Source organism: Priestia veravalensis (genome assembly GCF_001457055.1).
In the GTDB taxonomy this organism is placed as follows: Bacteria; Bacillota; Bacilli; order Bacillales; family Bacillaceae_H; genus Priestia; species Priestia flexa.
The window spans coordinates 1-12,737 of record NZ_KQ758709.1 but is presented as its reverse complement, the minus strand read 5'-3'; the positions used below and the strand labels follow the sequence as shown (position 1 = coordinate 12,737).

Here is a 12,737-nt window from a genome sequence, read left to right as displayed (position 1 = left end):
GATATTCACATCAATGGGAGATTTAATTCATAACCTGAAAACAGAAGAAATCACACGAAAGTCAAAAGCAAGAATGAAAAGAATTAGAGAGGCTGATTTAGTCATAATAGATGACTTAATGTTTATGGCAATGGATCAACAAGAAGCTAATATGTTCTTTCATTTAATTAATGACTTGTATAATCAGTCTTCCATTATCTTGACCTCTAATAAGGCACCAAAAGAATGGGGAGAATTATTGGGTGATCAAGCTATAACAACAGCAATTCTAGATAGGATTCTTCACCGAGTAGAAATCATTCATTTAAATGAAGATAGTTATCGTATGAAGCATCGTTCTACCATATTTGGGGAACAAAGTGTTTCAAAATAACGAGCAAAAATTGTTTCATTCTACTTGACGGTCACATATACCTTGGATTTCTATATTACTTAATAGCTCTTTATTTATAATGCCTTCTAATAATGAATTTAATTTCAATTTTCCTCTCACTCCTAAGATGAAATTTTTTTAAGCACGTCTATAAAACATCTCTAGATGCTTTATTTTCGGAGAGTATTTAACTTGTTAAGCTATATCGTAATACTTATTTTTGAAGAATCTGTGGAGAATTAACAATCAGTGCTTTTCTGTTCATTCTTCCCAATTACTAAAGAAGAAAGAAGCACCTTCAAAATCTTTTTATTTTCAAAACATTTATTGAACTACATAAATTCTCCAAATTCCCCTGTTATATTGGTTAATAACAATAAAATCAAAGTATTCATAATCTGGTTAGAGAATAGCTAATGTCTTTCTTCTTTTCATCTCTTTTCTCCAGAATTCTTGTGCTTAACGAGAGCATTCGATATAAATTTCATAAAAGAAGGTAATATGATGAATAAAAAGGAAAAAGCGAAGTTTTCTTTTAAGATGAATATTTTATTTATTGTCGTTTTTTTATTATTCACAACCTTAATAATTCGTTTATTTTTTGTGCAAATTGTAAACGGTGAAGCTTACCAAAAAGGGGTTGCGTCAGGAAAATGCGGATTTACAACGCTAAGGAAATGTTACCTATTAAAAAAGCCGATTTTCATCTCAAGGAATCGACTTTTTTAGTTATTCTTAATCAACTAACGCATCCGTTAGCTGAAAAAGGAGTCAATTTACGAAAAAAAGACCCATAAAGCAAAGGCACCTATTACAATTGGAATGATGGATGACAGGATAAGAATTATTTTTGCTGCGATGTATGATTTACTCGCTATTTTGTGAAAAAGAATCATATCCTGTTCTGACCAAGAAGCATAGGTATCATTTCTTATCCATTTCCACTTCTTAACTTCCTTCCAATGTTCCTCTTCCGTATATTTTAACAAAACTAATATGAAAAAGATTATTCCTGGAATTAAAAACAATAATCCAACAACCAAAGCATCCAATCTTTCTCCTCCTCAAAGGCTGTAATACACATCATTTTATCAGAAAACAATTATTTAGCCTTTAGGTAGAATATGGACATTCTTCTTCAACAAACCTGCCCCGTTAGTTTAAGTCACTATCATTCACAATTTCAATAGAGTACACCCTATTGATAAGATACGGACTCCTTGATAATATTAACTTGATAGACTCTCAATAACACCTATCAAAAATATATATTAAAAGAGGACGAAATATGATCTATGGATACGCCCGTGTAAGTACACAAGACCAAAATCTTGATACCCAAATAGAACAACTCACAAAATTTGGAGTAGATCAAATTGTGAAGGAGAAAATCAGTGGTGTCTCTAAACAGAAGCAACAATTGGACGAACTTCTTTCCAAAATTGCTACTGGTGATACCTTAGTTGTGACTCGAATGGATCGTCTTGGTCGAAACACTGTTCAGTTGCTGCAGCTAGTTGAACAGCTTCGTGAAAGGAACATCCATCTTGTTATACTTAATTTGGGAATTGATACAAGAACACCTACTGGTAAATTCTTTTTAACTGTAATGGCAGCATTTAGTGAGCTAGATCGAGAAATGATTAAAGAGAAGCAACGTTCAGGGATTAAATTGGCCAAGCAAAAGGGCAAATATCGAGGAAGAGTAAAAAAATATACGGATAAACATCCGGGAATGAACCACGCAATTGAATTACGAAATACAACAGATAAAACGGTAAAGGAGATATGTGCCATTACAAAGGTTAGTCAGGCAGCGTTTTATCGCAAGCTAAAGGAAATGGAGGAAAAAGAGGGGATGTAATATAATGTAAATTATTTCCTGTGTGGCCCCTCAATCCTCGAATCGTTTCCGTACCCCATATAATGATACAATATTATATAAGACTAACTAGGAGCGATCATAAATATGGCTACATTTATCTGTCAAGTATGCAATTCCGAATTCAAAAGCTATAGCAAAAATGCAAAGTATTGCTCTCAATCATGTAAGGGAGAAGCTTATATTAAACATCCAGTCAAAAAGTGCACAATCTGTGGAAAAGAATATAAACCAAGAAGAGCTATAAGTAAATTCTGTTCGCTTAAATGTTGTGCTGTAGAAAAGAAAATTAAAAGTAAAGCTAATTCCTCATGAGGCAAGTAAAAATTAGAAAAATGTTTTTTAAAAGGTATAATTTTGTCTAGCCAGAATCAGCTTTTTTATGAGAATATAGCACAAACTTTTAACTGAAAGTTGCATATTATATAGAAAATTATGATATAGAGGGGTTAACGATGGCTAGAATTCAGAACTTTCCTCAAAGTTTTCTCATTGAACACGATAGATGGCATAGGCAACATATGAATATGAGTCAATTACGTTCAGGTGATGGAATAGAATTTCTTTCATTTCACCGAGATTTTATACAAGAAGCTTTAGAATGGTATAATAACGAAGGGTTAAACCCAAGGTTAGTAGAACCTTGGCGTTCAATTCCTATCGCAATAAAAAGACATCCTGAATGGACCAGAGAACTTCAAAATGCTGAAAATCGAATTGTTAGAAACTTGTCATCCTTCAATTCGTCCGATGAGCTAGGACGCTTTTTACAAACTTCTTCTCTACATGATGCCATTCATGTCATAGGTAGTGATGTCTTTAATGAAAGTGATTTTGGACGAATTTCAAGAGCTCCACGAAGCACACTTTTTTATAATTGGCACGGGCTTATCAATAATTGGTGGAGACAGTTAGACGGTTTATAAGCTAAACAAAGGGATAGAGGATAATGATAAAAAACTGTCTGTATAAGAAACAGATAGTTTTTAAATTTTTCAAATGTGTGTGCTATACATATCTAGCTAAAATAATAGCTCTTACAGGAACCTTGCTTAAGATGTGTGTAAGAATGTAGAAAGTTAGCAGCATAATAAAATTTATAAGAAAACCCATGGAATTCATAAATTCCATGGGTTTGGTCTAAGCAATTTAACATCAGTACATTTTTGTTATATTAGCAATACGTAGTTTCGAATTTAAAAACTTATAATAACGGGCTATTTAGATCAGAAATACTTTTCACTTTGAATAGTGCTTCTTTAGTTAAACTTTATTCAGCAGAAAGTTCACTTTCTGTAAGCCACTGATGATTCGTTACTTTTTCTCCGCCAGTAGTAGGTGTGTAATCAACCATATAGACAGTAGTTTTTTCAGCTGAGTCGATTGTCGCTTTAGCACCCTTCATACCTTCCATATGGTCTGCTTCTAAAGTGACTTCAGTTCCGGGTTTTAATTCTTTATCCCCAGCATCCTTAATTTCTTCTTGGATAACCCATTTATGATTTGTTACTTTTTCTCCACCAGTAGTAGGTGTGTAAGTAACAGTATAGACCGTTGTGTCATAAGCACCGACAATAGTTGCTTTAGCACCATCCATACCTTTCATATGGTCTGCATCAATAATTGCTTGACTTCCCACTTTATACTTTGGATTTTCAGCTTCTTTTAGCCCTTCAGGAACTTCGCCCGAACCAGAATGATCCATTTCAGACATTTCTGACTCGTTCATTTTTGAATGATCCATTTCTGATTGGTTTGAATTATTCTCGTTTTTTGCTTTATTATCATCGTTTGAGTTATTTCCACATCCACTTAACCCTATAATGGTAGCTACTCCTAGAATAAAAAGTTGTTTCTTCATCTTAATCCCTCTTTTCTAGGCATTATACTTCATTTGTAAAATAATCCTACACTGTATATTAGGAGGTATAAACTTGAAGAAAATGCCTATTAATTTTGTTAATATCAATTTGTTTATTCTTAAATTAACCTAACTATATCAGTTTAAACCTATCCTAAAATTACCAATTATTCTATGTGATTTTTTAATGTCTTCTCATAGTGTAAATAAAATTTGTGCAGATTTTGTGCAGATTTATTGAAAATAATGAAAAAATATCTAAAAAAGATTCAAATAAATTTTTTATTAGTTTTACTTTCTTTTTCTTTATTGTCTTTCTCTTTTTTTATATAACTAATAGTAAGTAAGATATTCTTTGATGAGTTTATTATTTATATTTACACATTTATGAATGTAGTATAGACATTAAAAACAGATGAAAAATAGTAATTATTATGTTTAACAATTAACATGTTCGTCTATTGTAATAAAGAAAGATGATTTAAAGGAGGAATTTTAATATGTCACATGAAAATTATCAATCAATTATTAAAACGTTACATGAGTGTATGACTGCATGTAATCATTGTTATGATGCTTGTTTAAAGGAAGAGGATGTCAAAATGATGGTGGAATGTATTCGCTTAGATCGAGAATGTGCGGATATTTGTTCGTATTTGGAGCAGGCATTAGGAAGAGGAACACCATTTGTTTCCGAGTTAGCTGAAGCTTGTGCTAAAATTTGTGAAGCGTGCGGTAATGAGTGTCAAAATCATGACCATGACCACTGTAAAAAATGTGCAGAAGCTTGCTTAAAATGTGCAGAAGAGTGTAGAAGGCTAGTAGCATAATTATGTACTAAATAGTAAAAAATTGTCTGATTTTTTACTGGAAAGAGCCGTAGAGTAGAAAGGTATGTAAGATAAAACACGCATAACTTTTTAATTTAATGATGATTCTTGACTAAAAGAGCACTTAACACTACAATCTGTAGTGCGAGGTGTTCTTTAATGAAATTAAAAACATTTAAAATCCATGAAAAAGGGTTAAAACGTTTTTTGGACCCCTTGAAGGCTTAGTGACAGGGTAGCTGCTCTAGACCGCAAAGTATTGTTTTCATCCTCCAATCAATAGATTACACTCAAATTAGTAATTACTTTAGATTAGGGGAAGAGGATTTATGAAACGAAATTGGAATGAAGACGAACTTCTAGAACATTTTACCTTATTACCAATTGAAAGAAAGCTGATTGGAAATAAAACAGGGGCAAGTCGTTTAGGCTTTACAGTATTATTAAAGTACTTTCAGCAAGAGGCACGATTTCCTGCAAAAAAACAGGATATTCCCAAAGTGGTCATTGAATTTATAGCACATCAATTAGGATTTTCTCCAACGCTCTTTGAAGAATATCGTTGGGGAGCAGAGGAAAGAAATTTTACTTATCATCGAAAGCAAATTAGGGAATTCTTCGATTTTAGAGAGCTAACGGCAAAGGACAATGATCTTTTGACAGATTGGTTAAACGAACAAGTTCACTTTATACATGATACTGACTATTTAAAAAATCAGGCATATAGTCTGTTTCGCAAGTGGAAAGTCGAACCTCCTTCAAACGGGAGTTTAAAGCGAATGATTGATTCTGCCATCGATATTTTTGAAAAGAATTTGTACGAATCGATTTATCAGCAGCTATCTCCTAAGACTTGGTCACGATTAGATGCGTTACTGGAATCTTTTGCTGATGAGGTATCAGCAGAAGGCTTTGAAGAAGAATTTCATAAGGAAAGGGAATCCGATATTTTAACTTTTCGCCAACTTTTATCTTCTCCTAGCAAACCAAGTGTAAACACTATGGAAATAGAAATTAAAAAATTGTTTGCGATTCGGCATCTACACATTCCTCCAAGATTATTTCATCATTTGACTCCGAAATTAGTAAAGAAATATCGACTTCGTGCAGCTACAGAAACTGTAACGGAATTGCGTGCACACCCTGCACCCATTCGCTATACCCTTCTTGCCATTTTATTTTCGCATCGTCATGAGGAAGTTATTGATTATTTAGCTGATTTATTGGATGAAATTACGCTTAAATTCGGAAATAAGGCCAAAAATACAACTCGAAAAGAAGCAGTAGAAGAATTAGAAAGAGTCCAAGGAAAAAACAAATATATTGTCAATCTATTAAAAGCATCCGTAGATCATCCAGAAGGGGTCATTCAAGATACCTTATTCCCTATTGTTAGCTCTGATATGATTCGAGATATTATTAAGGACATGACAAAAAATAACCGGGAGTACAAAGAAAAAATCTATACAAAAATGCACTCTTCTTACCAAGGGCATTATCGGAAGTCTCTTTCTAAAATTTTAAACAACCTTACTTTTCGCTCAAATAATCAATTTCACCAGCCGATTATTGAGGCTATCCAACTTATACGAGAGTATGGAGAAAGTGGGCAACGTTATTTTGCTGCTGGGGATGAGGTTCCCGTTGAGGGAGTCATTCAGCCTAAGTGGAAGGATATTATTGTTGAAACGGATAGTAAAGGGATGGAGAGGGTGAACCGAATCAATTATGAGATTGCTGTTTTACATTCGCTTCGCACTCGACTTCGTTGTAAGGAAATTTGGATCGAGGGCGCTGATCGTTATCGAAATCCGGATGAAGATCTGCCTCAAGATTTTGATGAGCACAAGGAAGAATATTTTCAAGCACTTAAAGCTCCTCTTGATGTAGAGCCTTTTATCAAAGATATTATACAGATGATGAAAGATAAACTCCAATTATTGAATCAAGGGATAGAAGATCAAAGTAATGAAAAAGTAGCGATTACTACCAGAAATAACAAGGGATGGATTAGAGTTACTCCACTCGAAAAGCAACCTGAACCTCCACATGTGACAATGCTTAAACAGGAGATTAAGAACCGTTGGACCGATATTAACCTATTGGATTTATTAAAAGAAACAGATTTTCACACGGAGTTCACCAAACACTTTAAGACCACAGCCAATCGAGAGATTTTAGATCGAGAAACTGTCCAACGACGGCTTCTTCTAAGTTTATTTGGATTAGGAACAAATACAGGTTTGAAAACTGTTTCAGCAGGGAACCGCCTAGATGGTTATCGGGAACTTCGGTATATACGTCAAAAATTTATTCATAAGGATCATTTGAGAAAAGCCAACGCAGAGGTTACAAACCATATCATCTACAATCGAATGAAAGAGGTATGGGGAGAAGCTACCACTGCATGTGCTTCCGATTCAAAACATTTTGGCTCTTGGGATCAGAACCTGCTCTCGGAATGGCACCCTCGTTATAAGAAACATGGAGTCATGATCTATTGGCATACAGATCGAAAGTCAGCTTGTATCTATTCTCAGCTTAAGTCCTGCCTTTCTTCGGAGGTGGCAGCAATGATGGAAGGGGTTCTTCGCCACTGTACGGACATGGAGGTTGACCGAAATTATGTCGATACACACGGACAAAGTGTTGTTGCTTTTGCTTTTTGTCATCTACTTGGTTTTAAGCTGATGCCACGTTTTAAAAATATTGGGTCTCAAAAGCTATATCGTCCAGAAGCCGGCATGAATGAGGAATATCCTCATCTACAACAGGCTTTAAGCAGACCGATTAACTGGGATCTTATTCGGCAGCAGTATGAACAAATTATTAAGTTTGCAACTGCTCTACGGTTGGGTACTGCTTCTGCCGAATCCATATTAAAGCGATTTACAAGGGATACGAAACATCCAACCTATCAGGCTTTATGTGAATTAGGAAAAGCTATTAAAACAATCTTTTTATGTGATTATTTACACTATGAAGAGATTCGTAGGGAGATCCATGAAGGATTAAATACAGTGGAACAATGGAACTCGGTGAATACCTATATTTTCTATGGAAAAAACAGTGAAATTCGTTCCAATTCGATAGAAGATCAAGAGGTGTCCGCCTTATCACTTCAATTGTTGCAAAATTGCTTAGTCTATATGAATACCTTAATGGTGCAAGAAGTTCTTTATGACAATAATCAATATTGGTTGAAGAAAATGACTCCGGAAGATTTTAGGGGAATAACACCTTTATTTTATCATCATGTCAATCCATACGGAACTTTTGAACTTGATATGGATCAGCGAATACCTATTAAGTTGAAAGTCTCATAGTTGTCATAATTTGGGACGGTAATAAAACCAGCTAATAAACACCTGTCAAGATATTAGCTGGTTTCCCGTTAATCAGAGACTAATCCTTACTTCAGAAAAGCGCCCTTTACTTGAATAAGCTAATACATAATATCTTTGAACTACGAAGTAAGCATAATACATAAAATAATACTAATTTTAAATAATCTTACATGTTATAATTTAACAATATTAAAAATTTGAGGTGACTATAATGATTAAAAATTTACCTTTACTACTTGCTGTGTTTCTTGTAGGTTTAGGCTTACGAAGTATTACAGCAACAGCAAGCTTATCTCCAATGTTATATTGGCCAGTAGTAATAATTTCTACGGTGCTACTCATTTGGAGCATGGTAGCTTTAATTTTAAATATCGGTATACAAAAACATGAAAAAATAAGAGCCAAAATGGATCAGTAATAACTGTTCCATTTTTTTGTTGTAGTTGCTGCGCAATTTGTGTCAAATATGAAATTACACAATCCTTGTTAAAGTATTGCGCCCGATTGTTGAATATCTAATTATAGAAATGTTGCCCAGGGTTCTTTAATCCCTTTAAATCATAACATCGACAACGTTCTTTCAACTGGTTTTGTTTCAGCAAAACAACACTCTATTCTTCCGTAGTCGTATTCCGCGTTTCCACGGCTGAAGCAAAAATACGGTTCCATGATTTATCCCTCTCTAGTATCCATTTGAAAGTAAAACCAAAAAGGCTGTTCGGAAAATATTAACTACTTCACGAACAACCTCCAATATTTACTCTTAATAAGTATGGTTTTCTTACTTATTATTTTTTTGTAAAACTTTTAAACCTGAGCCCATGTCAGATGCGAGAACATAGTTCTGATCTACAAAAACTCCCCAGATGTTCGCATTGGCAGGAACATATTTCCCAATTTGCACAGGATTACTTGGGTTCGAAATATCAACAGCTCTAACTCCGCCAGCATAGTGAGAAAGATACAATGTATTCCCTTGTACTTTTGAATCGTGTACCGTTTTACCAATTGTCTAAACCTGTGCTGGCTGTTGTGTTTGCAAGCACTATGCTTGCTGGTTGCACCTCCGCCAACGCTAGTGGTAATCATGTTCTGCAATGAAACCACCTCTAATTTTTTCTAGTTTTCTTGTGATGTCTTTGAAAAGAATCTTTTTCTAAATTTTTCATTCTTGCAATTTCTTTTCCACAGTCTTCCCGTGGTGTGGCTGGAAAACGGGAATAGATACTTTCCGATACTTCATTCGCTCAGTCTGTTCATTTATTTGAAACAACTTCAGCCTTTCACTCTGCTCGTTTGACTCTACCTTAAAATACTTAATCGTAGCGTTCATCGAAACATTCCTCTATCATTATCCCTTACATTCTATCCTAACCGAAGCCTTTTTGTTGCAAAATAAAAAAACCCGCACAAAGCGGGTTCCGACTAAATTGCTTTTCAAAGAACAATTTTCACCATTTTTTATAAGGTAGGAATTTCCCATCAAATGTCACAATTACACGGTCACCGTTCGGATCCTCCTTCTTTTGGATGTCCATCCGGAAGTCGATTGCACTCATGATGCCTTCCCCAAACATTTCCTGAATGACTTCTTTGAACGTAGTTCCGTATACCTGGTTGATTTCGTGGAATCTGTAAATCAACGGGTCGACGGGCACAGCCGAGTCCAAGGAGCCTTTCATTGGATACTGCTGAAGGACAGATGCAACGGTAGGGTCAACATCTAAAATCTTGACGAGCGTTAAAGCTTCTTCTTCACTCATCGTAGCTTGGCCTAAGATTGCCGCGGCCACCCAGGTCTTGTCCCGGCCAATTTCTTCACTTAGTTCTTGATAGGATAACCCTTTTTGCTTTTTTGCTGCCAAAAGGATCTGGGTCGCCTCTTTACGGTCTAAAACGTTTAGCTTTTCGATTACTTTGCTCATATCATATACTCCCTTTCGTTATCCATTTTTAATTTTTAATTCGGTAGATGTTACATGTGGTTCTGATGCAAATGTCCCTTTGACCTTGTAGGTATAATATAAGGCTAAGCCTGCCATCAAAACACCACTGGCCAAATTCCCCAATAGGACAGGGATTTGGTTCCATAACCACCAGTCAGACAATGAAACCTGGGCTCCGGCCATCATTCCAGCCGGAATGACAAACATGTTCACCACGGCGTGCTCAAAGCCCTGACCGAAGAAGATCAGGATCGGAATCCACATGGCAGCAATCTTGCCGAAGGTCGATTTAGAGGTCATCGCCATGATGGCACCTAATGCCACCATCCAGTTACATAGAATGGCTTTAATGAAAGCGGTGAGGAGTCCATCCACACCTAGGCTTTTATAGGCCAGAGTTTTGGATTCAGCCACTTTGATCAACTGCTCGATCATGGGACTTTCAGCGGTATGACCAAAGCTGGTGGTCGCAACCACAAACAGCCATGCGTACAACAGGCTTCCGCCCAAGTGCCCGGCCAATACCCAAAACCAGTTCGCGAGCATCTCGCTCATCCTTGCTTTCTTATCCAATAGGGCGGCCGGGATGAGGGCGAAATTACCCGTTACCAGCTCCAAGCCGAGCAGGATGACCATCACGAATCCAACGGGGAACAAAATCGCCCCAATTATCGGCATTTGTGTTTGTATAGATGCCGTGAAAGCGAGCGTGGTAGCATATCCTAGGAATACACCAGCCATCGCTCCGCGAACGATTAAGTCTTTCGGCGAAAGTTTTGCTTTGGCTTGGCCCGCTCTTATCATATTTTCGACAACATCACCGGGTGACACATAATCCATTATTCTCCCTCCTTTCTACATTTTTGGTGTTTGTTGGACATCTCTTGTGAAGAGAATACCGAATATAGATAATTTTGTCACGCACCATGTTAGATAACCTTACATATTTTTGTCCTCTGTATTTTTGACTTTGTAAGAGAAGTATAATCATAGATGAATCCGGCAGCTGCGGCTGCTCGAATATCAAGCCCGATTTTCCCTAAGCAAAAGTATGAATTTAGAGAAAATGTTGGAACGTTGCCCTTCAACAGCGAGGAAACAGGAGCTGCAATACTATGCGGAGCATTTTAAAAAATTAATAGAGGACACGAACCCCAAGGTTCCGATTATAGTGTATTACCTGCCCGGAGAAGAAAAGACCGTCAAAAAGATTTATGGCGAGATCCTCGGCAAAGATTGCTGCAGGTTGACCTTTGAGGAATGCCCACTGAGTGAATCAGAGAATATTATCCGGATTATCCGGTTTGGATCTCATTTTTATGATTTTGATAATTCTGAAAACCTTTAGAGAGATTAATACAGAATAAGTCTGAACCGGAACCTGAAAAATAAATGCAAGAGTTTTAAGGGTCCATTGCAATGTATGGAGCCTTATCTTTCGTTTATAAGAGGTTGATTTGGATGATTTACACGGCATTCGAGGCTTTATTATTCATCGGACAAATGCAAAACTAACAAGCTATTTTCAAAGTATCATGAAACCATATGGTCTTACTTCAGAACAATGGACTGTATTTCTGCTCTTGATAAAAAAGATAAAGGAATGACACAGAAAGAATTAGCTGAGTTTATTGTAAATATCCAGTTTTATTTGGAAGTCTTATTCAATTAAATGGCCCGATTGCTGAATAACCTATCTCCATGTTAATATATACCATTACCAAAAACCAGTGTTTTTGTAATGTCCCCCCATTGCCCTGCAGTCCTTTGATTTTATTAAGATTAGCAGTTACTAAAAATAATTACCAAAAGTATTACCAAATACCTTTACAATAAGTTCCTCTCTAGTAAAATAAAAATATACAAATTTATTGGAGGTTACAAATGATAATAGGTTATGCTCGGGTGTCTACAATTGACCAAAACTTAGATCGGCAAATTGGTATGCTTAATGAATATGGTTGTGAAAAAATAGTTAAGGAGAAATTTACTGGTACAGTTAAAGATCGAAAGGGACTTCATCAACTTTTTGATGTTATCCGTAAAGGCGATACAGTTGTAGTAGAGAGCATATCCCGTTTAGGACGTAAAACATTGGATATCCTCAACATTATTCAACAGTTAGAAGAGATGGGGGTGCAATTCATTTCTTTAAAAGAAAATATGGATACAAGAACCTCTACGGGTAAAGCCATGTTCCAAATGATGTGTGTCATTGCTGAACTAGAAAGAAACCTTATTGCAGAGCGAGTAAAGGAAGGACTAGAAGCAAGTAAAAGGCGTGGGAAAACATTAGGTAGACCTAAGTTGGATAAAGAAAAGCTTACTGTTGCGCTTAGGATGTATGATAGTAAAGAATATTCTATCAAGGAGATCGTCTCGGCAACAGGAATATCTCAAGGTTCCTTATATAGGGAAGTTAACAGAAGAAAACTTGAAGAAATAAAAAAATAGGGGTGCGTTTTATTATTTCTTCAAACTTACTTTGCGGTCTACAG

At 35.9% G+C, this 12,737-nt stretch carries 12 protein-coding genes and 1 pseudogene; 8 read left to right on the top strand and 5 right to left on the bottom strand.

Annotation, left to right across the window (positions count from 1 at the left end):
- Positions 1 to 373 (top strand): ATP-binding protein (locus tag AS180_RS19445; protein WP_139109238.1); only part of this gene is annotated, 373 nt, incomplete at its 5' end.
- Between the two features lie 776 nt (positions 374 to 1,149).
- Here AS180_RS19445 and AS180_RS19435 read toward each other — a convergent pair.
- Positions 1,150 to 1,425, bottom strand: coding sequence for a hypothetical protein (locus tag AS180_RS19435; protein ID WP_062687347.1), 276 nt, complete (start codon positions 1,423 to 1,425; stop codon positions 1,150 to 1,152).
- Positions 1,426 to 1,661: 236 nt separating this feature from the next.
- Between AS180_RS19435 and AS180_RS19430 the strand changes: the two genes are divergently transcribed.
- Together AS180_RS19430 and AS180_RS19425 are read left to right on the top strand one after the other, a co-directional pair.
- Positions 1,662 to 2,237: a recombinase family protein gene (locus AS180_RS19430; RefSeq protein ID WP_061792966.1), complete on the top strand. Its 576-nt coding sequence runs from the start codon at positions 1,662 to 1,664 to the stop codon at positions 2,235 to 2,237.
- 539 nt (positions 2,238 to 2,776) lie between these two features.
- A complete protein-coding gene (locus AS180_RS19425; RefSeq protein ID WP_062687349.1) occupies positions 2,777 to 3,181 on the top strand; it encodes a hypothetical protein in 405 nt (134 codons plus the stop codon).
- Positions 3,182 to 3,525: 344 nt separating this feature from the next.
- On the opposite strand, the gene AS180_RS19420 is transcribed toward AS180_RS19425, so the two are convergent.
- Positions 3,526 to 4,116, bottom strand: a complete 591-nt coding sequence (locus tag AS180_RS19420) for a YdhK family protein (protein ID WP_062687346.1) — start codon at positions 4,114 to 4,116, stop codon at positions 3,526 to 3,528.
- Positions 4,117 to 4,616: 500 nt separating this feature from the next.
- Here AS180_RS19420 and AS180_RS19415 point away from each other — a divergent pair, with 500 nt between their 5' ends.
- From AS180_RS19415 to AS180_RS19405, 3 genes are all read left to right on the top strand, one after another.
- Entirely contained in the window at positions 4,617 to 4,946 is a 330-nt protein-coding gene (locus tag AS180_RS19415) for a four-helix bundle copper-binding protein (RefSeq protein WP_043976944.1), read from the top strand.
- A 329-nt stretch (positions 4,947 to 5,275) separates the two neighbouring features.
- On the top strand, positions 5,276 to 8,272 hold the full coding sequence (locus AS180_RS19410; RefSeq protein WP_062687345.1) for a Tn3 family transposase: 2,997 nt from the start codon (positions 5,276 to 5,278) through the stop codon (positions 8,270 to 8,272).
- Positions 8,273 to 8,504: 232 nt separating this feature from the next.
- Positions 8,505 to 8,711 carry a hypothetical protein gene (locus tag AS180_RS19405; protein ID WP_062687344.1) on the top strand — a complete coding sequence of 69 codons (207 nt, stop codon included), beginning with the start codon at positions 8,505 to 8,507 and terminating at the stop codon, positions 8,709 to 8,711.
- Positions 8,712 to 9,074: 363 nt separating this feature from the next.
- Here the strand turns inward: AS180_RS19405 and AS180_RS19400 are convergent.
- From AS180_RS19400 to AS180_RS19390, 3 genes and pseudogenes are all read right to left on the bottom strand, one after another.
- A pseudogene (locus AS180_RS19400) lies at positions 9,075 to 9,299 on the bottom strand (LVIVD repeat-containing protein); the annotation flags it as partial.
- Positions 9,300 to 9,744: 445 nt separating this feature from the next.
- Positions 9,745 to 10,218: a cyanase gene (cynS, locus tag AS180_RS19395; protein ID WP_062687342.1), complete on the bottom strand. Its 474-nt coding sequence runs from the start codon at positions 10,216 to 10,218 to the stop codon at positions 9,745 to 9,747.
- An 18-nt stretch (positions 10,219 to 10,236) separates the two neighbouring features.
- Positions 10,237 to 11,079, bottom strand: coding sequence for a formate/nitrite transporter family protein (locus tag AS180_RS19390; RefSeq protein WP_062687341.1), 843 nt, complete (start codon positions 11,077 to 11,079; stop codon positions 10,237 to 10,239).
- Between the two features lie 153 nt (positions 11,080 to 11,232).
- Between AS180_RS19390 and AS180_RS22895 the strand changes: the two genes are divergently transcribed.
- Together AS180_RS22895 and AS180_RS19380 are read left to right on the top strand one after the other, a co-directional pair.
- Positions 11,233 to 11,370, top strand: coding sequence for a hypothetical protein (locus AS180_RS22895; protein ID WP_156413517.1), 138 nt, complete (start codon positions 11,233 to 11,235; stop codon positions 11,368 to 11,370).
- A gap of 753 nt (positions 11,371 to 12,123) precedes the next feature.
- The gene (locus tag AS180_RS19380; RefSeq protein WP_062687339.1) at positions 12,124 to 12,693 is read left to right on the top strand and encodes a recombinase family protein; all 570 of its coding nucleotides are present in this window, start codon (positions 12,124 to 12,126) and stop codon (positions 12,691 to 12,693) included.
- The last annotated feature ends 44 nt before the right edge of the window (positions 12,694 to 12,737 follow it).

Excerpts from the sequence above, each read along its gene's own strand:
- AS180_RS19430 (WP_061792966.1), top strand. The coding sequence starts at position 1,662 with ATGATCTATGGATACGCCCGTGTAAGTACACAAGACCAAAATCTTGAT.
- AS180_RS19425 (WP_062687349.1), top strand. The coding sequence starts at position 2,777 with ATGAATATGAGTCAATTACGTTCAGGTGATGGAATAGAATTTCTTTCA.
- AS180_RS19420 (WP_062687346.1), bottom strand. The coding sequence starts at position 4,116 with ATGAAGAAACAACTTTTTATTCTAGGAGTAGCTACCATTATAGGGTTA.
- AS180_RS19415 (WP_043976944.1), top strand. The coding sequence starts at position 4,617 with ATGTCACATGAAAATTATCAATCAATTATTAAAACGTTACATGAGTGT.
- AS180_RS19410 (WP_062687345.1), top strand. The coding sequence starts at position 5,276 with ATGAAACGAAATTGGAATGAAGACGAACTTCTAGAACATTTTACCTTA.
- AS180_RS19405 (WP_062687344.1), top strand. The coding sequence starts at position 8,505 with ATGATTAAAAATTTACCTTTACTACTTGCTGTGTTTCTTGTAGGTTTA.
- cynS (WP_062687342.1), bottom strand. The coding sequence starts at position 10,218 with ATGAGCAAAGTAATCGAAAAGCTAAACGTTTTAGACCGTAAAGAGGCG.
- AS180_RS19390 (WP_062687341.1), bottom strand. The coding sequence starts at position 11,079 with ATGGATTATGTGTCACCCGGTGATGTTGTCGAAAATATGATAAGAGCG.
- AS180_RS22895 (WP_156413517.1), top strand. The coding sequence starts at position 11,233 with ATGAATCCGGCAGCTGCGGCTGCTCGAATATCAAGCCCGATTTTCCCT.
- AS180_RS19380 (WP_062687339.1), top strand. The coding sequence starts at position 12,124 with ATGATAATAGGTTATGCTCGGGTGTCTACAATTGACCAAAACTTAGAT.